Genomic DNA, 26,059 nt, shown 5'->3' with positions numbered 1-26,059 from the left:
TACGCACGACATGTTCGGCTGGACGGCACGCGCTCTCGACGTGTCGCTGATCGTCGCAGGCGGGGTAATCGCGCATTCGATGCGCTTCTCCTCGCTCGATTTCAGCGATATCGAGAGACTGCTGATCGCTTTCAATAGCGTGCTCGCGTTGTTGCTGTTCCCCGCGTTCGGCGTGTACGACACCTGGCGCGGCAAACCGCTGCCGATGATGCTCGCGCGCGTCACGCTCGCGTGGATCGCCGTGGTCACGGGCGCCCTGCTGCTCGCGTTCACGCTGCATCGCATGGATGCGGTGTCGCGCCTGTGGCTGGGTTACTCGACGCTGATCTCCGGCGCGCTCATCGTATTCGCGAAGTGCGCCGTTCATTTCGGCCTGCGCGTGATGCGCGGTCGCGGCTTCAATCAGCGCACGGTGGCGATCGTCGGCGCGCAGGGCTTTGCGCGCACCCTCCTCGCGCACCTGAGCAGCACGCCCGAGCAAGGCTTCACGCCGGTATGCCTGCTCGATACGACGGGCGATGAAGAACTGCAAGCGACGGGCGTCGGCAGCAGAATAGGCGCATCCGCTCGCCTGCCGGTGCTGAACGACTTCGATGAACTCGTTGAGAAGGTGCGTGCCGAGGAAATCAACGAAGTGTGGCTCGCGTTGCCGCTGTCGCAGGAGCACACGATCTATCGCTTCGTGCATGCGCTGCGCCATGACTTCGTGAATCTTCGGCTGATTCCCGACACGCGCAGCATCTCGCTCTTCAATCATTCGATGACCGATGTCGCCGGCCTCGCGACCATCAACCTGACGACGTCGCCGGTCAATACGCTGCAGATGTGGCCAAAGCTGCTGTTCGACCGCTGCTTCGCCGCCGCCGCGCTGCTGGCGCTGTCACCGCTGCTGGTGGCGATCGCCATCGCGATCAAGGCGACCTCCGATGGCCCGGTGTTCTTCACGCAGCATCGCAAGGGCGCGGACGGACGGCCGTTCCGCATCTACAAGTTCCGCTCGATGGCGGTCCACAAGGAAACGACAGGACATGTCACCCAGGCGACGCGCAACGATCCGCGCGTGACGAAGATCGGCGCGTTCCTGCGCCGCACGAGCCTCGACGAACTGCCGCAGTTCATCAACGTGCTGTTCGGGCATATGTCGGTGGTCGGGCCGCGTCCGCACGCGATCGAGCACGACGATCTGTACAAGGATCTCGTGTACGGCTACATGTTCCGCTATCGCATCAAGCCGGGCATTACCGGCTGGGCGCAAGTGAACGGCTATCGCGGCGCGACGGAGAAGGTCGAGAAGATGCAGAGCCGCGTGAAGTTCGACCTGTTCTACATCCACAACTGGTCGTTCTGGTTCGACATCAAGATCGTCGCGTTGACGCTGTTCAAAGGATTCATCGGACGCAACGCGTACTGATTCGCGGACATCAAAAAAGGCCGGGCGACTCGCGTTGCCCGGCCTTTTTCGCTTGTGTTGCGGCGCTTCAGTAGTCGATGCGCTCGACGCCCTGTTCCGTGCCCAGCAGACACACATTCGCCCCGCGCGCTGCGAAGAGACCGACCGTCACCACGCCCGGCCACGCGTTGATTTGCGCTTCGAGCGCGCGAGGATCGGTGATCGACAGGCCTTTGACGTCGATGATCTCGTTGCCGTTGTCGGTGATAAAGGGCATGCCGTCCTTCGTCACGCGCACGATCGGTACGCCGCCGAGCGCCGTCAGCTTGCGGCCGATCGCCGTGCGCGCCATCGGCACGACTTCGATGGGCAGCGGGAACGTGCCCATCACGTCGACGCGCTTGCTCGCATCGGCGATGCAGACGAACACGTCCGCCACCGACGCCACGATCTTCTCGCGCGTGAGCGCGCCGCCGCCGCCTTTGATCATCGCGCCGCTCGCGTCGATTTCGTCGGCGCCGTCGACATAGACCGGCAGCGAGTCGATGTCGTTCAGGTCGAACACCTGGAAGCCGTGCGATTCGAGCCGCGCGGTCGTGGCCAGCGAGCTCGACACCGCGCCGCGATAACGCGACTTGGATGCGGCGAGCGCGTCGATGAAGCAATTGGCCGTCGATCCGGTGCCGACGCCGATGATCGAGCCTTCCGGCACCTGCGCGTTCACATAGTCGGCGGCGGCCTGGCCGACCAGTTGCTTGAGTTCGTCCTGAGTCATGAAGTGGTGCTGCGCGTGAGAGAAAACTCCAATTTTATCGGAGCCCGCGCGACGGCCACGCGTTTTTGCGCGTCTTCAGGCGATGGCGTGCAGGAAGCCGAGCGGATCATGCGTGCGCGCAACCGATGCGATAAACGCGAACACGGCGATCGCCAGCACGCCGAAGACCGCGCGTGCGCCCTTCGTACGGCCGCGCTTCAACGCGAGCGTACCGAGCACGATGTAGACGACGAGCCCGGCGATTTTCGCGGACAGCCACGCGGCGTTCGGCCCGAAGCCGATGATCGCGACGAGCGCGATGGCGCTCGCGAGCAGCAGCGTATCGACGATATGCGGGACGATTTTGGTCGCGCGTGCGGTGAGCAGCCGCGAATTCGTCAGCATCCAGATCCAGCGCAGCACGAAGCCCGCGATGCTGAGACCGGCGCACGCCATGTGCAGCGCGCGTATCGGCAGAAAGTAATCGCCCATGTTTTTCGTTGAGTCTTATCGAGGGAAGTATTTGTCGAGCAGCGCCTGCGCGATGGCGTCAGTCTCGGCGTCCGCATCGCCCGCATAGTCCGACGGGCGGAAATGCATCTGGAACGCGCTGAAGACGCGGCGCGTGCGGTCGTCGAATACGCCGTCGATGGCGATGTCGTAGCCGTAGCGCTTGAGCTTCTGCTGAAGCGCGCGCACGTCGACGGGCGCTTTCGGATCGCGGCCGGCGAGATGCGTCGCGACCGCCGGTTCATCGGGCCATGCGCCGATGCCCGCATCGTACAGCGTGCGCCACGGAAACAGCGGGCCCGGATCGATCTTGCGTTGCGGTGCGATATCGCTGTGGCCGACGATGCGCGTCGGCGGAATGCCGTATCGCTCGACGATGTCGCGGGAGAGCTTCACGAGGGCGTCGATCTGCGCCGGCGGATACGGCTGCCACGCGCGGCCCGAAGGGGTATCGACGGGGCCGAGATTCACGTTCTCGATACCGATCGACGAAGCGTTCAGCTCCGTCGCGCCCTGCCAGTAGCTTTGGCCCGCATGCCACGCGCGCTTGTCTTCCGGCACGAGCTGATAGACGACCGGCTCGCCGTCGCGGATGCGCGGGGCATCGGGCACGACGTAATGGACGCTGACCTCGTCGCCGGTCAGGACGGCGAGCGAACGCGCTTCGTCGATCTCGGTGTAGTGCATCACGAGAAAGCGCACGCGGGAATCGGCGTTTTTCGCGTGATATTGCGTGTCGGCGATGTAGGTGCCGCGGTTTTGCATGGTGGAAGTGCAGGCGGTGAGGGTGACGGCGACGGCGCAGGCAAGCGCCAATGACGACAGGCGAAGCAAGACGCGCACGTTACTTCTTCACTCCCCGCTGCCGCACCGCCTCGAACAGACACACCCCGCTCGCCACCGATACGTTCAGGCTCTCCACCGTCCCCGCCATCGGAATATTCATGATCTCGTCGCAGGTCTCGCGCGTGAGGCGGCGCATGCCCTCGCCTTCCGCGCCGACGACGATCGCCACCGGGCCGTCCAGCTTCGTCTCGTAGAGGCTCGCTGTTGCTTCGCCCGCCGTGCCGATCACCCAGACGCCCGCGTCCTTCAGTTCGCGCAGCGCGCGCGCCAGATTCGTCACGGTGATGTACGGCACGCTTTCCGCCGCGCCGCTCGCCACTTTTGCGGCCGTCGCGTTCAAACCGGCGGAACGGTCGCGCGGCGCGATCACCGCATGCGCGCCGGCCGCATCCGCCACGCGCAGGCACGCGCCGAGGTTGTGCGGATCGGTGACGCCGTCGAGCACCAGCAGCAATGGCGTGCCGGAGATGCCGTCGAGCAGTTCGGCCAGATTCTGCGCGAGCGGCAGATCGTTCGCGCGCGCGACCACGCCCTGATGCTGGATGTTGCCCGCGAGGCCCCACAGGCGCGATTCATCGGCGGCGATAAGGCGCACGCCCGCTTCCTTCGCGGTCCGCAGAAAGTCCTGCATGCGCCGATCCTTGCGCGTGGGGTCGTACAGCACCTCCTCGATCGACGATGCATCCGCGCGCAAACGCGCCGTCACCGCGTGAAAACCGTATAGAACCTTGAGACGTGACATGACTGATCTGAACCTTCGCTGGAAACCATGAAAAGCACGACGCGGTCCGACGCGAAAACGCATCGGACCGCGCGTAATGTAGTGGGCGATCGGCCGCGCCCGTCAGCGCTTATCCGCGCTTCTTGCGAGCCGGTCTCGCCTGCGCCAACGACTTCGACGCCGCCCCGCGCTTCTTCGCCGCGCCGCTGCGCGCCGTCGCCGTCCCGCCCTTCTTCGAGCCGCCGCGCTGACGCGTGCCCGGCGTATCGTCATCGGCCAGCTGGCGGATGCGCGGACCCGACGATGAACCATTGCCGCCCGGCGCGCCATGCTCCGGCGCCGGCGACGGCCTCGGCGACGGCTTCACCGGCGTATCGCGCACGAGGCGGAAATCGATCTTGCGCGCATCGAGATCGACGCGGCCGACCTGCACGCGCACGCGGTCCGTCATGCGATAGCGGATGCCGGTGCGCTCGCCGCGCAGTTCGTTCTTGATCTCGTCGTACTGGAAGTAGTCGGAGCCGAGTTCCGTCACGTGCACGAGCCCTTCGATGAACAGCGAATCGAGCTGCACGAAGATACCAAACGACGTCACGCCGTTCACCATGCCGCCGTATTCCTCGCCCAGCTTGTCGCGCATGAAGTAGCACTTGAGCCATGCTTCGACATCGCGCGAGGCTTCGTCGGCGCGGCGCTCGTTCGACGAGCAATGCAGCCCCAACTCCTCCCACACCGCGACGTTGTTGCGCGATCGGCCGCGCGCGCTGTCGTCGGCCAGTTGCATTTCGCGCGCCGCCTTCGTGAGACCGGTGCTCAGGGAAACGTCGTGTCCGATGCTCGGCACGTACTTCTTGCCCTGCAGAATCGCGTAAATGGCGCGGTGCGTGAGCAAGTCGGGATAGCGGCGAATCGGGCTCGTGAAGTGCGCGTACGCCTCGTACGCAAGCCCGAAGTGGCCGATATTGTCCGGACTGTAGACCGCCTGCTGCATCGAGCGCAGCACCATCGACTGAAGCATCTGCGCATCGGGCCGGTCGCGGATTTGCGCGATGAGCGCCGCGTAATCGCTTGCGTGCGGCTTGTCGCCGCCGGTCAGCGTGAGGCCCACGCCGCGCAGAAACTGGCGCAAGTTCTCGAGCTTCTCTTCGGTCGGCCCCGCGTGCACGCGATAAAGACCCGGATGCTTGTTGCGCTTGAGAAAATCCGCTGCGCAGACGTTCGCGGCCAGCATGCACTCCTCGATCAGCCGATGCGCGTCATTGCGATGCCGCGGCACGATCTGCTCGATCTTGCCCTGCGAGTTGACGACGATGTACGTCTCGGTCGTGTCGAAGTCGATTGCGCCGCGTTTCTGCCGCGCCGCGTGCAGCGACTTGAACACGCCGTGCAGGTTCTGCAGGTCCGGCACGCGCTCGGCGCGTCGTGCGGCTTCGGGCCCCTTCGTGTTGGCGAGGATCGCCGCGACTTCCGTGTAGGTGAGCCGCGCCGCCGAGTGCATCACGCCGGGATAGAACTGATACGCCTTGATCTCGCCGCGCGCCGTGATGACCATGTCGCACACCAGCACACAGCGATCGACATCCGGGTTCAGCGAGCACAGGCCGTTGGAGAGCTTCTCCGGCAGCATCGGAATCACGCGGCGCGGGAAGTACACCGATGTGCTGCGATCGAGCGCATCGACATCGAGCGGCTCGCCGGGCTGCACATAGTGTGAGACGTCCGCGATCGCCACCAGCAGACGGAAGCCCGAGCCGCGGCCGACGGTGATCGGCTCGCAATAGACGGCGTCGTCGAAATCGCGGGCGTCTTCGCCGTCGATCGTGACGAGCGGCACGTCGCGCAAGTCGACGCGATGCCGGATATCCGCCGGACGCACTTCGTCGGGCAGCTTCGCGGCTGCGGCGAGCGCGCCTTCGCTGAACTCATGCGGCACGCCGTACTTGCGCACGGCGATTTCGATTTCCATGCCGGGATCGTCGATGTCGCCGATCACTTCGGCCACGCGCCCGAGCGGCTGCGAATGCCGGCTCGGAAAATCCGTCAGATCGACGGACACCACTTGCCCGACCTTCGCCTTCTTCGGATTCTGCGTGATCAGGATATCGTGGCCGATGCGCTTGTCTTCCGGCACGAGGAGCAGCGCGCCATTCTCGTTGATGAGCCGTCCGATAACGCGCTTGTTCGCGCGCTCGGTGACCTCGACGATATGGCCTTCCGGCCGCCCGCGCCGGTCGTAGCCGACGATGCGCGCGAGCACGCGATCGTTGTGCATGACCTTTTGCATCTCGCCGTTCGGCAGGAACAGGTCGTCCTGGCCGTCGTCGCGAATCAGGAAGCCGAAGCCATCGCGATGACCCTGCACGCGGCCCGCGACGAAGTTCGACGGATGAGTGAGCTGGTAATGGCCGCGCTTGTCGAGGCGGATTTGCCCGTCGCGTTCCATGGCCGCCAGTCGCTTGAAGAAGCCTTCGCGCTCCTGGCGCTTGATCGACAGCGCCTCGGCGATGTCGTTCGCGGCATGTGGAGTCTCGCTCGTGCGCAGCACACCGAGGATTTCTTCGCGGCTGGGAATCGGATACGGATATTTGCTCAAGGGCTTGATAATGTTCTTCTCGTTGAACGGGACTTTCGCGTGTTTTGCCGCGAGTCGAGCGGCAATCGTCGAAACGATTCTAACACCGTGCCATACGGCGGTTTGCCGTGATTCTCTTGCCGTGCAGCGCTTACGCCGATGATCGTTCCGATGGCCGGTTCGACGCGGATTGCGTGCAAACGCCAGTCCAGAGAAATCATGCCACGGAACGCTTGACACGCCTCAGGAACACGCTACAATGGCGTTCTTTGCTGCTGAACGCACGCAAAACACGCAGTACACGCACCCTTGCCCAGGTGGCGGAATTGGTAGACGCACTAGGTTCAGGTCCTAGCGGTGGCAACACCGTGGAGGTTCGAGTCCTCTCTTGGGCACCAGATGTTGGAAAACGCCACCTTCGGGTGGCGTTTTCTTTTTATGCAGAGACCGTGTTTTGAGTCTCTGGCCGGTGTGAGGGTGTGCAGTTGACACCGCCCGGCTTCCCGCTAAAATAGCGGGCCTGCTGTACCCCTTGGCCCAGGTGGCGGAATTGGTAGACGCACTAGGTTCAGGTCCTAGCGGTGGCAACACCGTGGAGGTTCGAGTCCTCTCCTGGGCACCAAGGTCCTTCTCGCGGAACACGCGAACGCGCAACAGCGCCGCATTCAGCCCCACGCTTAAACGTGGGGCTTTTTGTTTGGCGCGACGTCTTCTTCATTGCGAAACTAATTCAGCGCCCTTTCGTATTCGTTCGAATCTTTCGTTTGATCGAAGGTAAATGAATTAATCCGGAATCCGGTTATTCATATTAGCCCCGGATTAACACTCGCTCTCCGTTCGAATTCTGCATGCCCTTAATCGGCGGCGTACACTCGTCCTGCCCGCGCGACCGCTCTGCCCGCCGCGCGCTCGATACGGCCTGGGTTATCACGCCTTGCCGCATCTCAACGCTGACTAATCAGAACCAAAGTGGAGACAGGCGATGAGTTGGACGCGAGAACAAAGAAACGTGACGATTGCGGCTTATCTTGGCTGGACGCTCGATGCATTCGACTTCTTCCTGATGGTCTTCGTATTGAAAGACATCGCAGCCGAGTTCAAGACCAATATTCCCGAAGTCGCCTTTGCCATTACGCTGACGCTCGCGATGCGACCCGTCGGCGCGCTGATTTTCGGCCGGCTGGCGGATAAATACGGCCGCCGTCCGACACTGATGATCAACATCGCGATCTACTCGCTGCTGGAATTGCTGTCGGGGTTATCGCCGAATCTGATGACGCTTCTCGTTCTCCGCGCGCTTTTCGGCATCGCGATGGGCGGCGAATGGGGCGTGGGTTCGGCGCTGACGATGGAAACCGTGCCGCCGAAAGCGCGCGGCTTCGTTTCCGGGCTGCTGCAGGCGGGCTATCCGAGCGGTTATCTGCTGGCGTCGATCGTCTTTGGCGTGCTCTATCAATACGTGGGCTGGCGCGGCATGTTTTTCGTCGGCGTCGCGCCGGCGCTGCTCGTGCTCTATGTGCGGGCGCACGTGCCGGAATCCCCCGCCTGGCGCGCGATGGAAAAGCGCGAGCGGCCCGGCCTGATTGCGACGCTGAAGCAGAACTGGACGCTCTCGCTTTACGCGATCGTCCTGATGACCGCATTCAATTTCTTCTCGCACGGCACGCAGGATCTTTATCCGACCTTTTTGCGCGAACAGCATCATTTCGATCCGCACACGGTGTCGATGATTACCATCGTGCTGAATATCGGCGCGATCGTCGGCGGACTGTTTTTCGGCGCGATGTCGGAGCGAATCGGACGGCGCGTCGCAATTTTCATCGCGGCATTGATCGCATTGCCGGTGCTTTACCTGTGGGCTTTCTCGGAGGGACCCGTGGCTCTCGCAATCGGCGCGTTCCTGATGCAGATTTCCGTCCAGGGCGCGTGGGGTGTCATTCCAGTGCATTTGAACGAGATATCGCCGGATGAGATTCGCGCGACGTTTCCGGGGCTCGTATATCAACTCGGCAATCTGCTGGCGGCCATTAATGCCACGATGCAGGCGGGCATCGCGACAGCGCACGGAAACAATTATGGAATGGCGATGGCGATCGTCGCGGGGACGGTCGCTGTCGTCATTGCGGCATTGATTTTCTTCAGCCGCGAGCGCAAGGGAATCGATATGACACGGTCGGCGCAGGAGATGGGAGCGGCCGGGTAGTTTGGGCGGCACTGAGGCTCCCGCCGCAGCGGAGCCTCAGTGCCTCGTTGACCTGCGCAATCATCTGGCGGAGCGGCCACGCCGAAGGCAACCAACACATCAGACGCATTAAAGCGGTTATCCTTTTTTCGCGGTCCGGCGAAATCTCGCCGCTGCCGTGAGAAGTGCGTGCTCCAAGGCTTGCGTATTCTGAGTCCTTTGCCGCACGCATAACCGCGCCGCGCACAGCGCCGCGCTCTCCACCGGTTCCGTTCGCCAGCATGAATCGATGAAAGACCGCTATCTCGACTTCGTCAATTCGCCCTTCGGCACGAGCCTCGCCCGCGCGCTCGGGCTGCCGAAGCCCGAGGTGTTGCGCCGCCATCGACCGGGCGAAGCCGAGTTCGGGGCCATGGCCGCCATCGGCGCCGGGCCGTCGCCGCAGATGTTCGATCAGCTGATCCGCGTGCTCACCGCCATCGGCATGACGGGCATCGCCCACGACAGCGCGCCCGGCTGGCTGGCGCTCGCGCACGCCCAAGGTGCGATGAGCGGCCGATTCGAGCCGTCCGCCGCCGATGCCGCCGCGACACACCGCGTCGACGCGCTGATCTTCGATGCAACCGGCATCACCGAAAGCAGCGCGCTTCGGCCGATGTACTCCTTCTTCCACGACGCGATACGCTCGCTCGCCAGAAGCGGCCGAATAATCGTGCTCGGGCGCGCACCCTCGTCATGCGCGAGCCCGCGCGCCGCCACCGCCCAGCGCGCGCTGGAAGGCATGACGCGATCGCTCGGCAAGGAGGCGCGCAACGGCGTCACGTCGAATCTGCTTTACGTGGCCGGCGACGCGGATATCGAAGGCGCGCTGCGGTTCGTCCTCTCGCCGCGTTCGGCCTACGTATCAGGGCAAGTCGTGCATATCGACGGTCCCGCCGCCGCCCCGGCAAGCTACGCGACACCGCTCGCCGGCACGCGCGCCGTCGTGACAGGCGCGGCGCGCGGCATCGGCGCATCGATTGCGACCGTGCTGGCGACGCAAGGCGCTATCGTCACGGGAATCGATATCGACGCCGCCCGCGATGCGCTCGACCAGACCATGCTCGCGATCGAAGACGCGTCGCCGTCGGGCGGCGCGCATACCGCGCTCATCGCGGACATCTCCGCCCCCGATGCGCCCGCCGACATCGCGGCGGTGCTTCTTGCCTCGGGCGGCGTCGATATCGTCGTGCACAACGCGGGCATCACGCGCGACAAGACCATCGCGCGCATGACCGGCGACATGTGGGACAGCGTGCTCGAAATCAATCTGCTCGCGCAGGAACGCATCGACGATGCGCTCCTCGCTCAAAACGTGCTGCGCGCGGGAGGCCGCATCGTGGCGGTGTCGTCGATCAGCGGCATCGCGGGCAATCGCGGACAGACGAACTACGCGACATCGAAGGCCGGCGTGATCGGACGCGTGCAAAGCATGGCGCCGCTCTTGCGCGAACGCGGCATCACGATCAACGCGGTCGCGCCGGGCTTCATCGAGACGCACATGACCGCGCGCATGCCGTTCGCGACGCGCGAAGCGGGACGGCGCCTCAACTCGATGGGACAAGGCGGCCTGCCCGTCGATGTCGCCGAAACCGTCGCGTGGCTCGCGAGTCCGTCGTGCGCGAACATCACCGGCAATGTCGTGCGCGTGTGCGGCCAAAGCCTCGTCGGAGCCTAGCGATGCAGACGCCTTTGTCCGCATCGCCGATGCAACGCGCGCGCACCGTCGTCATCGACACCTTGCCGCCTCCCGCCAAACTTTATGGGCGCGTGCTGCCCGGCCTCTTCAGACGCGGCCGTGCACCTGAACTGCCCGCGCTGCGGCTCGTGCGCCCGGACGTGCGGCTCGACGCCGAACACATCGGCCGCTATGCGCGCGTGTGCGGTTTCATCCCGGAACATGGCGTGCCGCTCACGTTCCCGCATGTGCTCGCGTTTCCGCTGCATCTGATGATGCTCACCGACCCGTCGTTTCCGTGGCCCGCGCTCGGCATGGTGCATCTCGCGAACAGCGTGCGCCTGCGCAGGCCGCTCGCCGCCGGACAGCGCGTGCGTATCGAAGTGGAATGCGGGCCGGTCGTGGCGCACGAGAAAGGACACGCTTTCACGCTGCACACGCGCATTTATCGACGTGGGGAAGCCGTCTGGGATGGCGACAGCGTCTATCTGAAACGCGGCGTCAGAAGCGAAAGCGCCGCGCCGCTGCTCCGTGCCGCGGAAACGCCCCACATGCCGCTCGTTCGCGAAGCGCGCTGGCAACTGCCCGCACAGCTCGGGCGCGATTACGCCAAGGCATCGGGCGACTTCAATCCGATCCATCTGCACGCGCTCAGCGCGAAGGCGTTCGGTTTTCCGCGCGCCATCGCTCACGGCATGTGGACGCTCGGACGCACGCTCGCGGCGCTGTCTCCGTCGAAGGCGCTCGCTGCGGGTCACGCGCACGGCGATTTCAAGCTGCCGCTCTACCTTCCCGGCGATGCAACCCTGTGGAGCGCCGAGCCCGCGCCCGATATACGCGACTTCGAGGTGCGCGACCTTGCGGGCGAGCGACCGCATCTGCGCGGGCGTTTCGAATGGGAGTTGCCATGAACGAAGTGCGCCGCGTCGCGATCATCGGCAGCAACCGGATTCCGTTCGCACGATCGAACACAGCTTACGCGACGGCATCGAATCAGGACATGCTGAGCTTCACGCTGCAAGGGCTCGTCGATCGCTACGATCTGCACGGCGTACGGCTCGGCGAAGTGGCGGCCGGCGCGGTCCTCAAGCATTCGCGCGACTTCAATCTCACGCGCGAGGCCGCACTCGCGACGACGCTCGCGAAGCAGACGCCCGCCTACGATGTGCAGCAGGCATGCGGCACCGGTCTCGAAGCGGTGATTCTCGTCGCCAACAAGATCGCGCTCGGGCAGATCGATGCGGGCATCGCGGGTGGCGTCGATTCGGCATCGGATGCGCCGATCGGCGTGAACGAACGCCTGCGCAAGATCTTGCTCGAAGCGAATCGCAGCCGCTCGACGCGTCAACGCGCCGGCGCGCTCGCGAAGCTGCGGCCCGGCATGTTCTTCCGGCCGGCACTGCCGCGCAATGTGGAGCCGCGCACCGGGCTTTCGATGGGTGAGCATTGCGAGCTCATGGCCAAACGCTGGAAGATTTCGCGGGAAGCGCAGGACGCGCTCGCGCAGCAGAGTCACCTCAAGCTCGCGGCGGCTTACTCGCGCGGGTTCTTCAACGATCTGCTGACGCCGTTTCATGGGCTCACGCGTGACAACAATCTGCGTCCGGACGTATCGCTCGATCAGCTTGCGCAGTTGAAGCCCGTATTCGATCGCGATGCGGGCACGCTCACTGCCGGGAATTCGACGCCGCTCACCGACGGGGCTTCGGCGGTGCTGCTGGCGTCCGAGGAATGGGCGGGGCGTCGCGGGTTGCCGGTGCTTGCTTATCTCACTGTTTCCGCTAACGCGGCGGTTGATTACATCGATCAACGTGAAGGGTTGTTGATGGCGCCCGTGTACGCGGTGCCGCCGATGCTCGCGCGTGCCGGTCTTACGCTGCAGGATTTTGACTTTTACGAGATTCATGAGGCGTTCGCCGCACAGGTGCTTTGTACGCTCGCAGCCTGGCAGGACGAAGAGTATTGTCGCGATGTGCTCGGAGTTGTGGGGCCGCTCGGCGCTGTCGATCTCTCGCGGATGAACGTGAGCGGGGGATCGCTCGCTGCGGGGCATCCGTTTGCGGCGACCGGCGGGCGCATCGTCGGGACACTCGCCAAGTTGCTCGCGAATGCGCCCGAGCGCGGGGATGGGCGGCCTTCGCGGGGGCTGATATCCATTTGCGCTGCGGGCGGGCAAGGGGTTGTTGCGATCTTGGAGCGCTAAGGCTGATATGCGGGAAGCTTGGTTTCGTGTCGGTCTATTTGCTCGCCCCTCCCCGGGGCGGGGGTCACTTTCCTGGCTGTCGACCAGAGTTGGCGCTTTAGCGCCTTACTCCGGTCTCATGCAAGAAAGTAACCAAAGAAAGCAGCTTTTTTCTGAACCGCCCGCAGCACTAACTCGTCTGGCCACTTCGTAGAACAGCGGTGGCACTCAGCTTGAAAGAACCTTGAATCACCTTCCACGCCCGCTGAGCGCGAGCGTCCTCCGAACCCCCTGGCTCGTCAGAACCAGTGGGGCGCAACGTGCTACGCGAAGCAGGCGTGAGCGCGTCGTCGCACGACGGTGGCACTCGAACTAATTAGCAACCTTGAACCACTTTCTACGCCACTGAACGCCTGCAAGCGCTTCGCACACGACCGGTGGCACACGAATCAATCAGCGCCTCGCGCCACGTCCTCCAAGCCCTTGGCTCGTGAAACCATCGGGGCGTAACCTAGTACCCGAAGCGTCAACGGAAGAAAGGTACCGGCTTCATCGTTAACGATGACATCCCGTATCGTCCCATCTCCCGCGCGATGCCCGCCCCGCTGCCGCAATCAAGGATGTCCCATGCCGCCAACGCGCCCTTGCCCCTTTTGCCGCTCGCTTCGTGGCCTGCTTGCGTTCGCGTTGCTCGTCATCGGTCTGCACGCCCACGCTCAAGAAAGCGATGCCGCACGCATCGGCACAGAAACCATCGATCAACAAGTGCACTGGCTCTCGCAAGCCGCCGCTAACGGCACGCTCGCCGCGCTCGACGACAATCAACTCACTTCCCTCTTCCGCTCGCTCGATCCGCACACGCTCCCCCGTTATCTGCAACAGGGACTCAGCGAATACGCATCGTGCGAATTCACCATGCTGCGGCGCGAACGCATCAACGGCCGATGGCCCAGGCGCGCCGATCACATGCTCGTGCGCGTCACGCACGAACCGCTGCGGATCTACGCAAAGTGGCTGCCCGATGGCGCTCACGCCGGCCAGGAAGTCATTTACGATGCATCCAAACGCCCCGGCGAACTCTACGGTCATCTCGGCGGCATGCTCGGCGTGTTGCCGATGTGGGCATCCGTCAACGGGCCGCTCGCCCGCGCACAATCGAATCACTCGATCCGCGAACTCAGTATCGACGCCATCACGCAACGCTTCATCGATGAAGGCCGCAAGTTCGCTGCGACAGGCATCACGCAACCCTCGAACATCGAAGTGAAGACCGTCCACGGCGTGCGCGTCGTCGCCCTGACGTACACCGCGCCCGATGGCCAGCCGGGCTTCTATGCAAAACGCGAAGTGCTTGGCCTCGATCTGGAACAGCCGCTCTTTCGCACCGTCGAGTCGTTCGACGACGACGGCAATCCGTTCGAAAGCATCGTCTTCGAGCACATCGCCCCGAAGCCGTTCGACGATCTGACCTTCGATCCCGAGAATCCCGACTATCGCTTCTGAAGCACCCGCTGACTTCCTGACACACGGTGTAACGCCTGCTTCTTGCCCGCAACGCGAGATTTAAGTTTCGCCTAAGAATGCGTCGATACGCTTGCCCGACTTCATCATCGACATCAACGCGGCCGCATCGGCAAGCGGCCCGCATCGTCATGCAAACACAAGGAGTTCGCTCATGAACCTCCGCTCCAATCTCCGGCCCGCCCGAGCCATCAAGCGGTTTCTTAGTCACCACGAAATCGCGACGCTGCTCTTGCTGCTGCACGCGCCGATCGACGTGATGGCCGCCACGCCCGACGTCGCCTCGTTGCAGGAATACGGTTATGTCGAGATCGTGTCGCCCGACGCAACCGGCCAAAAGGTGCGCCTTACCGAAGACGGCAACGCCGTGCTGCGCGGCCTCGGCGTGAAGTAAGCGGTCCGCCTTTCATCGCGAACTCTGTAATAATCGGTCGATACATTCACCACCGACCGAAGGAGCGACTCGCGATGTCCGCTACTGAACCCATCGTTCAACGTGTGCTGCTGACCAACGACGACGGCATCGACGCGCCCGGCCTCGCGGTGCTCGAAGCCGTCGCCGCAGAACTGGCGCACGAAGTCTGGGTGATCGCACCCGAACACGATCAAAGCGGCACGTCGCATTCCATCAGCCTGCATTCGCCGCTGCGCATCTCGCGTCAGGGCGAGCGGCGCTTCGGCGTGCAAGGCACTCCCGGCGATTGCGTCGTCATGGCCGCGCGCCATCTGATGAAGGACGCACCTCCCACGCTCGTGCTGTCGGGCATCAATCGCGGCGCGAATCTTGGCGTCGAAACGATGTTCTCCGGCACCGTCGGCGCGGCGATGACGGGCCTGCTGCTCGGGCTGCCGTCCATCGCGCTCAGTCAGACCTTCTCCGATCGCGAGAACGTGCGCTGGGATACCGCGCGTGAACTCGCACCCGGCGTCATCCGCCGGCTGCTCGCCATCTCGCACGACGCGCCCACGTGTCTCAACGTCAACTTTCCCGATTGCGATGCATCGGCCGCCGGTCCGCTGACCGTGACGCGGCAGGGCGTCGGACTCGTGGAGGGCATCGACGTCGTGCCGGAAGTCGATCCGCGCGGCATCGATTACTTCTGGCTGCGCTTTCAGCGCGGACCGCGCGAAAACGCGCCCGACAGCGAAACGGCCGTCGTCGCGTCGAAGCGCATTTCGGTCACGCCGCTGCACTTCGACCGCACCGCTTTGCAGACCTTCGAGACGCTTCAGGCGGCCCTGCAGAGCAACGCCTGATCCGTAAATCAAAGCGCCATCACAAGAACAAGGACATCACATGACGCATTACATTGGCCGCCTCGGGGCGCGCGTGGTGACGAGCGCATTTCTCGCGTTCGCGGCAGCCGGCGCGTTCGCGCAAGCGGCGACGCCGGTCGGCACATGGCAAACCATCGACGACACGACGGGCAAGCCGCGAGCGATCATCCAGATCGTCGACGACGGCAACGGGCAACTCGAAGGCAAAGTCGTGCGCGGCATCGGCGAATTCGATCATCCGGAGCGGCGCTGCACGTCCTGCACGGACGAGCGCAAGGACCAGCTCATCAAAGGGATGACGATCATCACCGGCATGAAGCGCGACGGCGACGCGTGGACCGGCGGGCACATTCTCGACCCGGAGAACGGCAAGCTCTACAAGTGCAGGATGACGCTCGAGAGCGGCGGGCAAAAGCTGGTGGTGCGCGGCTATATCGGCGTGTCACTGCTCGGCCGCTCGCAGACGTGGCTGCGGCAGGAATGATGCGCGCGACGCACCTGTAAACGACAAAGCCGGCGAAGACTCCGCGTCTTCGCCGGCTTCTTAGCGACGCGCAAGCGCGTCACGTTTTTCTTGCTGCGCTCACGCGGCGTGGCGCACGGGCGCCGCGACATGCTGCACACGCGCCGCGGCAATCTCCGGCACGCCGGTGATACCTTCCACCGCCGCGACAGGCATCTCCGCCGGCACCCGCATGCGCGACGTCATGAGCGAATACAGCGATTCCCCCGCCGGGCCGAACAGTTGCGTCATCACGCGCAGCAACACACCCGATTCGTGCCACGCCTTGAAACGGCGATGGCAGGTCTGATACGACGGATACTTGCGCGGCAGCGTGGACCACGACGCGCCGCTGTACATCACCCAAAGCACGCCGTTCAGCACCGCTCGCGTGTTGGCGAGCGGTCGACCGCGCAACTCCGAACGCGGGCGCAGTTCAGGGAGCAGAGGAGCAACCATCTGCCATTCTTCGTCAGACATATCGCGGTAAGGCTTCACGGTATTCTCTCCAATTAGCTGACTAATAACTGGCTAGAACAATACCGAGTGACTCCCGGCTGGCAAATCAGAGGCATCCGAATCTTGAAAATCCGGCCCAAGCCTTATGCCGTTTGGCTGACGGCACATTTTTGATTTCTCGTATTAACCTAGGTAAGCGATACGTTCACTGTGCGGCGCGGCGTCTCGAGATACTCCTGCGACTGCATCTCGACAATGCGCGATACCGTGCGCGCGAACTCGTTGGCCATCGGTCCTTCCACGTAGAGCTGCTCGGCGGGAACCGCCGCCGACATCAGCAGCTTGACCTTGTGGTCATAGAACACGTCGATGAGCCACGTGAAGCGGCGCGCCTCGGACGCCATGCGCGGCGACATTTGCGGCACGTCCGACAGGATCACCGCGTGGAAGCGGCTCGCCAGTTCGAGATAGTCGTTCTGTGAGCGCGGGCCGCCGCACAGCGTCGCAAAGTCGAACCAGACGACGCCATCGGCCTTGCGCAGTGCCTTGATTTCGCGTTTCTCGATATGCAGGATCGGGCTTTCATCCGGCACTGCGGCAAGCTTCGCGTAATCCGCGCGCAGCGCCTTGTCCGCCGCTGCGCCGAGCGGCCAGTGATACGCCTTCACCTGAGACAGCGTGCGCTTGCGATAGTCGGTGCCGGCATCCACGTTCAGCACGTCGAGATTTTTCTTGATGAGCTCGATCGCCGGCAGCAGGCGGTCACGATGCAATCCTTCGGGATACAGCGTGTCCGGATCGTAGTTGGACGTCATCACGAACTGCACGCCGTTCGTGAAGAGGCGATCGAGCAGGCGATAAAGGATCATCGCGTCGGCGATATCGGAGACGTGGAACTCGTCGAAGCAGATTAGCCGATACCGCTTCGCAATGCGCCGCGCTAGCTCATCGAGCGGATCGGCCTGGCCTTTCAGCTCTTCCAGCTCGCGATGCACTTCGCGCATGAACTCGTGAAAATGCAGGCGCGTCTTGCGCTGCACCGGAACGACGGCGTAGAAGCTGTCCATCAGGAAGCTCTTGCCGCGCCCCACGCCGCCCCACATGTAGACGCCTTTCGGCAGATCGGGACGCACGAGGAACTTCTTCAGCGCGTTCGAGCGGCGCGCCTTGTACGCCACCCATTCCTCGTAGCAGCGCTGCAGCCGCTCGACCGCCGCAAGCTGCGCCGCGTCCGATTGATAACCCCGCGTCCGCAGTTCGTTTTCGTAGTATTCGGTGACGTTCATCTTCTGCCGTTTGAAATGACGAAGGCGAGCGGTTGATCCGCTCGCCTTCGTTTCGCGATGCCGTCGGGGCCGTGCACTCGTCAAACAGCCACGCTGTTTTCAGGTGAACGGACCCCGTGCGAAGCGTCGAGCGTTACATGTTCAGCGCGCGCTTGTCCACCGCCAGCGCCGCTTCGCGCATCACTTCGGACAGCGACGGATGCGGATGGCAAATCCGGCCGATGTCTTCCGACGCCGCCTTGAACTCCATCGCCACGACCGCTTCCGCGATCAGGTCCGACGCGTCCGCCGCGATGATGTGCACGCCGAGGATCTCGTCGGTCTTCGCGTCCGCGATCATCTTGACGAAGCCCTCGGCCTTGCCGATGCCCAATGCGCGGCCATTCGCCATCATCGGGAACTGGCCGGTCTTGACCTCGCGGCCTTCGGCCTTGAGCTGCTGTTCCGTCTTGCCGACCCACGCGATTTCCGGTTCCGTGTAAATGACCCACGGCACGCAGTTGTAGTCGATATGCGGCTTCTGGCCGTCGATGATTTCCGCCACCGCCACGCCCTCGTCTTCCGCCTTGTGCGCGAGCATCGGGCCGCGCACCACGTCGCCGATTGCGTAGACGCCCGGCACGCTCGTCGCGCAGTGGTCGTCGACGTCGATGAAACCGCGCTCGTTCGCCTTCAGGCCGATGGCTTCGAGACCGAGGTTATCCGTGTTCGGCACGCGACCGATCGACACGATCAGGCGATCCGCGTCCAGCGTTTGCGCATTGCCCGCGTTGTCCGTGTAGGCGATCGAAACGCCCTCGCCCGTCGTCTTCACTTCGCCGATTTTCACGCCGAGATGAATGTCGAGGCCCTGTTTCTTGAACTGCTTCGCGGCTTCCTTCGCGAGCGATTCGTCCGCTGCGCCGAGGAATTGCGGCAGCGCTTCGAGCACGGTGACTTCCGCGCCCAGACGACGCCACACCGAGCCGAGCTCCAGGCCGATCACGCCCGCGCCGATCACGGCGAGCTTCTTCGGCACCGAGTCGAACGACAGCGCGCCTTCGTTGTCGGCGATCAGCTTGTTGTCGACCGGGATGTTCGGCAGATGACGCGCCTTCGAACCCGTCGCGATGATCACGTTCTTCGCCGTGACGACTTCCGCTTCGCCTTCGCCCGACACTTCGATCTGCACGCCCGCGCCGGTCTTGCCGGTGAACTTGCCATGACCCTTGAGCCACGTGATCTTGTTCTTGCGGAACAGGAACTCGATGCCCTTCGTCATCTTGTCGACGATGCCGTCCTTGCGCGCGAGCATCTTCGACACATCGAGCTTCACGTCCGCCACGCTGATGCCGTGATCGGCGAGATGCTTCGACGCATTCTCGAATTCTTCCGACGACGCGAGCAGCGCCTTCGACGGAATGCAACCCACGTTGAGACACGTGCCGCCGAGCTTCAGCGCGCCGGCCGGATTCTTCCACTTCTCGATACACGCAACCGTCTTGCCGAGCTGCGCTGCGCGAATCGCCGCGATATAGCCGCCCGGGCCCGCGCCGATCACGACGACATCAAATTCTTTGGACATGACTTTCCTTGAGGTGACTCCGCTTTTGCGGAGACGCTTTACGCGGCGCGCGCGAGCCTATCGCGCGCGCCGGGGCAACGATGCTTCTTACAGATCGAGCAGCAGGCGCGCCGGATCTTCCAGCGCGTCCTTCATCGCGACCAGCGACAGCACGGCTTCGCGGCCGTCGATGATGCGGTGGTCGTACGACAGCGCGAGGTAGTTCATCGGGCGGATGACGATCTGGCCGTTTTCGACGACCGGACGTTCCTTCGTGGCGTGCACGCCGAGAATCGCGGACTGCGGCGGGTTGATGATCGGCGTCGACAGCATCGAGCCGAACACGCCGCCATTCGAGATGGAGAACGTGCCGCCCGTCATTTCGTCGATGGACAGCTTGCCGTCGCGCGCCTTCGCGCCGAACTCGGCGATCTTCTTCTCGATGTCGGCAAGGCTCATCTGATCCGCGTTGCGCAGGATCGGCACGACCAGGCCGCGCGGCGAACCAACCGCGATACCGATGTCGAAGTAGCCGTGATAGACGATGTCATTGCCGTCGATCGACGCGTTCACGAGCGGGAACTTCTTCAGCGCGTGAACGGCGGCCTTCACGAAGAACGACATGAAGCCGAGCTTCACGCCGTGTTCCTTCTCGAAGCGGTCCTTGTACTTGTTGCGCAGATCCATGACCGGCGCCATGTTGACTTCGTTGAACGTCGTCAGGATGGCGTTGGTCTGCTGCGATTCGAGCAGACGCTCGGCGATACGCGCACGCAGGCGCGACATCGGCACGCGCTGTTCCGGGCGATCCTTCAGCCACTGATCAGCCGATGCCGGCGCGTTCACTTGCGGCAGCGACGGCTTCGCAGCCTTCGCGGGCGCAGCGGCCGGAGCCGGTGCGGCGGCCTTCGCAGCCGGTGCGCCTGCCTGTGCGGCGAGGGCATCGCCCTTGGTGATGCGGCCGTCGCGGCCCGTGCCCGACACTTGATCGGCCGACACGCCCTTCTCCGCCAGAATCTTCGTCGCGGCCGGGGACGTTGCGCCGCCCGTCACGGAACCGCCGGTAGCAGTAGCGGTGGCCTGTGCGTTCGCCGACGACGATGCAACCGCCGGTTCGGCTTGCGGCGCGGGCTTCACTTCCGCGTCGCCGGCAGCGGCGACGGCGGCGGGCGCGTCGCCTGCCTTTGCTTCGGTATCGATCTTCGCGATGATTTCGTCGGCGGTGACGATATCGCCGTCATGCTTGATGACTTGTGCGAGCACGCCGGCGGACGGCGCGGGCACTTCGAGCACGACCTTGTCGGTCTCGATTTCGATCAGGATTTCGTCCTGGGCGACAGCCTCGCCCGGCTTCTTCTTCCACTGCAGCATGGTGGCTTCCGAGACCGACTCGGAGAGCTGGGGAACCTTGACTTCTACGATAGCCATTTCTGTATTGTCCTAATGCGTGTCTGTGTGTACGAGCATCGGGACCGGCGCACGTTTCGCGCGCCGGTCCCGGTCAGGCAGATTACTTCGCGACGGTCTGCGCGCCCTTCAGGCGGCCGAACGCGCCTTCGACCAGCGCCTTCTGCTGCTCGTAGTGCTTCGCGTAGTAGCCGACTGCCGGCGAGGCCGAAGCCGGGCGGCCGCTGTACGCGAGCTTCATCCCTTCCTTCATGCCTTCACGCAGATGGTGCTCGACGTAGAACCATGCGCCCTGATTCTGCGGCTCGTCCTGCACCCAGACCACTTCGGTCGCGTTCTCGAACTTCTTGAGTTCCGCGTCGAACTGCTTGTGCGCGAACGGATACAGCTGCTCGATACGCACGATGGCGACGTCGTTCGCCTTCGCTTCGCGGCGATGCGCGACGAGGTCGTAATACACGCGGCCCGAGCAGCAGACCACGCGCTTCACCTTCTTCGCGTCGATGGCTTCGTCCACTTCGCCGATAACCGGCTGGAACGAACCCTTCGCCAGTTCCGACAGATCCGACACGGCTTCCTTGTGACGCAGCAGCGACTTCGGCGTCGCGATGATCAGCGGCTTGCGGAACAGGCGGATCATCTGGCGGCGCAGCAGATGGAAAATCTGCGCGGGCGTCGTCGGCTGGACCACTTGCATGTTGTGATCCGCGCACAGTTGCAGGAAGCGCTCGATACGCGCCGACGAGTGCTCCGGACCCTGGCCTTCGTAGCCGTGCGGCAGCATCATCGTGAGACCCGAGACGCGGCCCCACTTCACTTCGCCCGACGAGATGAACTGGTCGATCACGACCTGAGCGCCGTTCACGAAGTCGCCGAACTGCGCTTCCCACGCGACGAACGTATTCGGCTCGGCAGTCGAATAGCCGTACTCGAAGCCGAGCACCGCTTCTTCCGACAGCACGGAGTCGATGACGGTGAACTTGGCCTGACCTTCCGCGATGTTCTGCAGCGGGATGTACGTGCCGTCGTTCCAGCGTTCGCGGTTCTGGTCGTGCAGAACGGCGTGACGGTGCGTGAACGTGCCGCGGCCCGAATCCTGACCCGTCAGACGCACCGCATAACCCGATGCGACCAGCGACGCGAACGCGAGATGCTCGCCCATGCCCCAGTCGAGCTTCGATTCGCCACGGCCCATTGCGCGGCGATCGTTGATCACGCGCTCGACGAGCGGATGCAGCTTGAAGTTCTCGGGGATCGTCGTGACACGCTCGGCGAGGCGCTTGAGTTCCGCGAGCGGGACGGCCGTATCGGCGGCGTCGGTCCACTTGCGGTTCAGGAACGGCACCCAGTCGACCGCGTACTTGCTCTTGTAGTTCGAGAGCACCGGATCGATCGTGTGATGGCCTTCGTCCATCGCCTGACGGTACGCCTTCACGAAGTTATCGGCGTCTTCAGCGGTGATCACGCCTTGTTGCACCAGCTTCTCGGCGTACAGCGCGCGCGTGCCCGGATGCTTCGCGATGGTCTTGTACATCAGCGGCTGCGTGACCGCCGGCGTGTCCTGCTCGTTGTGACCCAGCTTGCGGAAGCAGACGATGTCCACCACCACGTCCTTGTGGAACTTCGTGCGGAAGTCGATCGCGAGCTGCGTGGCGAGCACGACGGCTTCGGGATCGTCGCCGTTCACGTGCAGCACCGGCGCCTCGATCATCTTGACGACGTCCGAGCAGTACAGCGTCGAGCGCGAATCGCGCGGGTCCGACGTCGTAAAGCCGATCTGGTTGTTGATGACGATATGCAGCGTGCCGTGCGTGCCGTAGCCGCGCGTCTGCGCGAGATTCAGCGTTTCCATCACGACGCCCTGGCCTGCGAAGGCCGCGTCGCCGTGAATCTGCACCGGCAGCACTTGCAGGCCTTCTTCGTCGCCACGGCGATCCATCCGCGCCTTCGCCGAACCTTCGACCACCGGGTTCACGATTTCGAGGTGCGACGGGTTGAACGCGAGCGACAGGTGAACCGGGCCGCCTTCGGTCGACACGTCCGACGAGAAGCCCTTGTGGTACTTCACGTCGCCGGCCGGCAGATCGTCGACGTGCTTGCCTTCGAATTCGGCGAAGAGGTCAGCCGGCATCTTGCCGAGCGTGTTGACCAGCACGTTCAGACGCCCGCGGTGCGCCATGCCGATGACGATTTCCTGCACGCCGTTCTTGCCCGCGTGACGGACGACTTCGTCCATCGACGCGATGAAGCTCTCGCCGCCTTCCAGCGAGAAGCGCTTCTGGCCGACGTACTTGGTGTGCAGGAAACGCTCGAGGCCTTCGGCGGCCGTCAGGCGATTCAGGATGTGCTTCTTCTTGTCGTTCGAGAAATTGGGCGTCGAGCGGATCGACTCGAGGCGTTCCTTCCACCAGCGCTTCTGTTCCGGATCGCTGATGTACATGTACTCGGCGCCGATCGTGCCGCAATACGTGTCGCGCAATGCCTTGACGATCTCGCGCAGCGTCGCGCGCTCGAAACCGAAGTACAGGTTCGTGGCGCTGAACGTCTGGTCCATGTCGGCTTCAGTGAAGTCGTAGAACGCAGGCTCGAGTTCGGGGATGTGCGGACGCTCGCGGCGCTTGAGCGGATCGAGATTGGCCCATTGAGAGCCGAGAAAGCGATACGCGCCGATCAGGGACTGAACGTAGACTTGCTTGCGCGCGGTGGCGAGGTCTTCCGTTGCGCCTTCACGCGGGAGGAAGGCGTTCGACTTCGCGCGTTGTGCGAAAGATTCGACGATGGGGCCGTGGGCCACGTCGTTGTGATTGGTGCCGTCCGATGCGGGCACGTTTTGCAACGCATCGAAATAGGCTCGCCAGGTCTCGGGCACTGACGCGGGATTATCGAGATATGCCTCGTACAACTCTTCGACGTACGGAGCATTACCGCCGAACAGATAAGAGTTCGACTGGAATTGCTTCATCATTTTACGCTCACCTTTCTTCGAGTTTCTCGAGGAAGTGCGGGTTACGAAACCTTCCGCGACACGGCCTGACCGTTTAGCGGATTGCGCGAATCAAGTCTGCTTGGAAGGACCTAAAAAGCGACAGCTAATCCGAGTAGCATAGCACATAACCATTCGTCATATGACCGGTGGTCGCACCGTCGCTCTCGTCTTCGCCCTTCTGCAACGGGCATTTGCGGGCGTTGATCCGCATTACAAGGGCGCATGCTGCCGCTATTTATCGGCTGCCGCCGGACAATCTTTAGCGGCTTTCACGGCCACTAAACACAAAAGCCGCCCGAAGGCGGCTTTTGCTTGTCACTGCTGTGAAGCTTAGTCAGCAGCCGACTCGCGGCTCGCGCGACGGCGCTCGTGTTCCTTCAGATGACGCTTGCGAAGACGGATCGACTGCGGCGTCACTTCGACGAGTTCGTCGTCATCGATGAACTCGACCGCGTATTCCAGCGAAAGCTGGATCGGCGGCACGAGCCGCACGGCTTCGTCGGTGCCCGATGCGCGCACGTTGGTCAGCTGCTTGCCCTTGATCGGGTTCACGACGAGGTCGTTGTCGCGGCTATGAATGCCGATGATCATGCCTTCGTACAGCGCATCGCCGGGCGAGACGAACATGCGGCCGCGATCCTGCAGCTTCCACAGCGCATAAGCGACAGCGGCGCCATCGTCCTGCGAGATCAGCACGCCGTTGCGGCGCTCGCCCACCGAGCCTTCCTTGACCGGCGCATACGAATCGAAGGTATGGCTCATCAGGCCCGTGCCGCGCGTGAGCGTCAGGAACTCGCTCTGGAAGCCGATCAGACCGCGCGCCGAAATCTTGTACTCGAGACGCGTGCGGCCGCGGCCGTCCGACGTCATGTCGAGCATTTCGCCCTTGCGCCGGCCGAGTTCTTCCATCACGCCGCCCTGATGCTGGTCTTCGATATCGACCGTCAGGTTTTCATACGGCTCGCACTTCACGCCGTCGATTTCCTGCAGCACCACGCGCGGACGCGACACCGCGAGTTCGTATCCTTCGCGGCGCATGTTCTCGACGAGAATGGTCAGGTGCAATTCGCCACGGCCCGACACTTCGAACGTGGTTTCGTCGCCGGTATCTTTCACGCGCAACGCGACGTTGTGATTCAGTTCCTTCGTGAGACGATCGCGGATCTGGCGGCTCGTCACGAACTTGCCTTCCTTGCCCGCGAGCGGCGACGAATTCACGAGGAAGTTCATCGTGAGCGTGGGTTCGTCGACGGTAATCATCGGCAGGGCTTCCGGATTGTCCGGCGCGCAGATGGTCACGCCGATGCCGATTTCCTCGATGCCGTTGATCAGCACGATATCGCCCGCTTGCGCTTCTTCCACTTGCACGCGCTCGAGGCCGTGGAACGACAGCACCTGATTGATCTTGCGATTCAGGATCGCGCCGTCCGGACCCGAACGCACCGCGACCTGCATGCCGGGGCGGATGCGGCCACGCGCGACACGGCCCACGCCGATACGGCCGACGTACGAGTTGTAGTCGAGCGACGTGATTTGCAGTTGCAGCGGACCGTCCGGATCGGCCGGGCGAACCGGCACGTGCTCGAGAATGGCTTCGAACAGCGGACGCATCGTGCCTTCGCGCACGTCCGGATTCAGTCCGGCAAAGCCGTTCAGGCCCGATGCATAGACGATCGGGAAATCGAGTTGCTCTTCGGTGGCGCCGAGCTTGTCGAACAGATCGAAGGTCTGGTTGATCACCCAGTCGATGCGCGCGCCCGGACGATCCACCTTGTTGACGACGACGATCGGCTTGAGGCCGAGCGCGAGCGCCTTCTTCGTGACGAAGCGCGTTTGCGGCATCGGGCCTTCGACGGCGTCGACGAGCAGCAAGACGGAATCGACCATCGACAACACGCGCTCCACTTCGCCGCCGAAGTCGGCGTGCCCGGGGGTGTCGACGATGTTGATGTGCGTGCCTTCATACTCGACCGCGCAGTTCTTCGCGAGGATCGTGATGCCACGTTCCTTTTCGATGTCGTTCGAGTCCATGACGCGCTCGGCGACCTGCTGGTTTTCACGGAACGTGCCCGATTGACGGAGCAACTGGTCGACGAGCGTGGTCTTGCCGTGGTCGACGTGAGCAATGATGGCGATATTGCGGAGGGCGCGAGTCATAAGGGATATCTTGGTTGTGCGCCGTCGAAGCGAACCCCGGGAGCTG

At 63.5% G+C, this 26,059-nt stretch carries 20 protein-coding genes and 2 tRNA genes; 11 read left to right on the top strand and 11 right to left on the bottom strand.

Annotation, left to right across the window (positions count from 1 at the left end; translation table 11 throughout):
* The first annotated feature begins 10 nt into the window (after nt 1–10).
* Entirely contained in the window at nt 11–1,411 is a 1,401-nt protein-coding gene (locus AB6804_RS15025) for an undecaprenyl-phosphate glucose phosphotransferase (RefSeq protein WP_370887235.1), read from the top strand.
* Nucleotides 1,412–1,478: 67 nt separating this feature from the next.
* Here the strand turns inward: AB6804_RS15025 and rpiA are convergent, their stop codons facing one another.
* The 5 genes from rpiA to rnr all read right to left on the bottom strand — a co-directional run bounded on the left by rpiA (nt 1,479) and on the right by rnr (nt 6,814).
* Complete coding sequence (rpiA, locus tag AB6804_RS15020) at nt 1,479–2,165, bottom strand: ribose-5-phosphate isomerase RpiA (RefSeq protein WP_370887097.1); 687 nt, start codon at nt 2,163–2,165, stop codon at nt 1,479–1,481.
* Between the two features lie 75 nt (nt 2,166–2,240).
* A complete protein-coding gene (locus AB6804_RS15015) occupies nt 2,241–2,636 on the bottom strand; it encodes a SirB2 family protein (protein ID WP_370887096.1) in 396 nt (131 codons plus the stop codon).
* A gap of 15 nt (nt 2,637–2,651) precedes the next feature.
* Nucleotides 2,652–3,497, bottom strand: coding sequence for an N-acetylmuramoyl-L-alanine amidase (locus AB6804_RS15010; RefSeq protein ID WP_370887095.1), 846 nt, complete (start codon nt 3,495–3,497; stop codon nt 2,652–2,654).
* Nucleotide 3,498: 1 nt separating this feature from the next.
* Nucleotides 3,499–4,242, bottom strand: coding sequence for a 23S rRNA (guanosine(2251)-2'-O)-methyltransferase RlmB (gene rlmB / locus AB6804_RS15005; protein WP_035970564.1), 744 nt, complete (start codon nt 4,240–4,242; stop codon nt 3,499–3,501).
* A 109-nt stretch (nt 4,243–4,351) separates the two neighbouring features.
* Nucleotides 4,352–6,814, bottom strand: coding sequence for a ribonuclease R (gene rnr / locus AB6804_RS15000; protein ID WP_370887094.1), 2,463 nt, complete (start codon nt 6,812–6,814; stop codon nt 4,352–4,354).
* Nucleotides 6,815–7,104: 290 nt separating this feature from the next.
* Between rnr and AB6804_RS14995 the strand changes: the two genes are divergently transcribed.
* The 10 genes from AB6804_RS14995 to AB6804_RS14950 all read left to right on the top strand — a co-directional run bounded on the left by AB6804_RS14995 (nt 7,105) and on the right by AB6804_RS14950 (nt 16,157).
* Nucleotides 7,105–7,191, top strand: a tRNA-Leu gene (locus AB6804_RS14995).
* Between the two features lie 137 nt (nt 7,192–7,328).
* Nucleotides 7,329–7,415, top strand: a tRNA-Leu gene (locus AB6804_RS14990).
* A gap of 360 nt (nt 7,416–7,775) precedes the next feature.
* Nucleotides 7,776–8,996 (top strand): MFS transporter, encoded by a 1,221-nt coding sequence (locus AB6804_RS14985; RefSeq protein WP_370887093.1) that lies wholly within the window; start codon nt 7,776–7,778, stop codon nt 8,994–8,996.
* A 268-nt stretch (nt 8,997–9,264) separates the two neighbouring features.
* Entirely contained in the window at nt 9,265–10,692 is a 1,428-nt protein-coding gene (locus AB6804_RS14980; RefSeq protein WP_370887092.1) for a 3-oxoacyl-ACP reductase, read from the top strand.
* Between the two features lie 2 nt (nt 10,693–10,694).
* Complete coding sequence (locus tag AB6804_RS14975; protein WP_370887091.1) at nt 10,695–11,603, top strand: MaoC family dehydratase; 909 nt, start codon at nt 10,695–10,697, stop codon at nt 11,601–11,603.
* A complete protein-coding gene (locus AB6804_RS14970; RefSeq protein WP_370887090.1) occupies nt 11,600–12,895 on the top strand; it encodes an acetyl-CoA C-acetyltransferase in 1,296 nt (431 codons plus the stop codon). The genes AB6804_RS14975 and AB6804_RS14970 overlap by 4 nt, the downstream gene beginning before the upstream one ends.
* Before the next feature lie 606 nt (nt 12,896–13,501).
* On the top strand, nt 13,502–14,377 hold the full coding sequence (locus tag AB6804_RS14965) for a DUF1571 domain-containing protein (RefSeq protein ID WP_370887089.1): 876 nt from the start codon (nt 13,502–13,504) through the stop codon (nt 14,375–14,377).
* Nucleotides 14,378–14,549: 172 nt separating this feature from the next.
* Nucleotides 14,550–14,789: a hypothetical protein gene (locus tag AB6804_RS14960; protein WP_244794572.1), complete on the top strand. Its 240-nt coding sequence runs from the start codon at nt 14,550–14,552 to the stop codon at nt 14,787–14,789.
* Between the two features lie 74 nt (nt 14,790–14,863).
* Nucleotides 14,864–15,652, top strand: a complete 789-nt coding sequence (gene surE / locus AB6804_RS14955) for a 5'/3'-nucleotidase SurE (protein ID WP_244794571.1) — start codon at nt 14,864–14,866, stop codon at nt 15,650–15,652.
* A gap of 40 nt (nt 15,653–15,692) precedes the next feature.
* Nucleotides 15,693–16,157 (top strand): DUF2147 domain-containing protein, encoded by a 465-nt coding sequence (locus tag AB6804_RS14950; RefSeq protein WP_370887088.1) that lies wholly within the window; start codon nt 15,693–15,695, stop codon nt 16,155–16,157.
* A gap of 99 nt (nt 16,158–16,256) precedes the next feature.
* Here the strand turns inward: AB6804_RS14950 and AB6804_RS14945 are convergent, their stop codons facing one another.
* The 6 genes from AB6804_RS14945 to typA all read right to left on the bottom strand — a co-directional run bounded on the left by AB6804_RS14945 (nt 16,257) and on the right by typA (nt 26,013).
* Nucleotides 16,257–16,655 carry a transposase gene (locus AB6804_RS14945; protein WP_370887234.1) on the bottom strand — a complete coding sequence of 133 codons (399 nt, stop codon included), beginning with the start codon at nt 16,653–16,655 and terminating at the stop codon, nt 16,257–16,259.
* A 167-nt stretch (nt 16,656–16,822) separates the two neighbouring features.
* Nucleotides 16,823–17,920, bottom strand: coding sequence for a cell division protein ZapE (zapE, locus tag AB6804_RS14940; RefSeq protein ID WP_035970553.1), 1,098 nt, complete (start codon nt 17,918–17,920; stop codon nt 16,823–16,825).
* Between the two features lie 133 nt (nt 17,921–18,053).
* On the bottom strand, nt 18,054–19,484 hold the full coding sequence (lpdA, locus tag AB6804_RS14935) for a dihydrolipoyl dehydrogenase (RefSeq protein ID WP_370887087.1): 1,431 nt from the start codon (nt 19,482–19,484) through the stop codon (nt 18,054–18,056).
* An 87-nt stretch (nt 19,485–19,571) separates the two neighbouring features.
* Nucleotides 19,572–20,891, bottom strand: a complete 1,320-nt coding sequence (gene odhB / locus AB6804_RS14930; RefSeq protein ID WP_370887086.1) for a 2-oxoglutarate dehydrogenase complex dihydrolipoyllysine-residue succinyltransferase — start codon at nt 20,889–20,891, stop codon at nt 19,572–19,574.
* 82 nt (nt 20,892–20,973) lie between these two features.
* Nucleotides 20,974–23,835, bottom strand: coding sequence for a 2-oxoglutarate dehydrogenase E1 component (locus tag AB6804_RS14925; RefSeq protein ID WP_370887085.1), 2,862 nt, complete (start codon nt 23,833–23,835; stop codon nt 20,974–20,976).
* Between the two features lie 351 nt (nt 23,836–24,186).
* The gene (typA, locus tag AB6804_RS14920; protein WP_370887084.1) at nt 24,187–26,013 is read right to left on the bottom strand and encodes a translational GTPase TypA; all 1,827 of its coding nucleotides are present in this window, start codon (nt 26,011–26,013) and stop codon (nt 24,187–24,189) included.
* Nucleotides 26,014–26,059: the final 46 nt, after the last annotated feature.

The sequence above is a fragment of the Caballeronia sp. RCC_10 genome (genome assembly GCF_041360715.1).
GTDB lineage: Bacteria > Pseudomonadota > Gammaproteobacteria > Burkholderiales > Burkholderiaceae > Caballeronia > Caballeronia grimmiae.
This window is presented reverse-complemented; position numbering and strand designations above follow the sequence as displayed.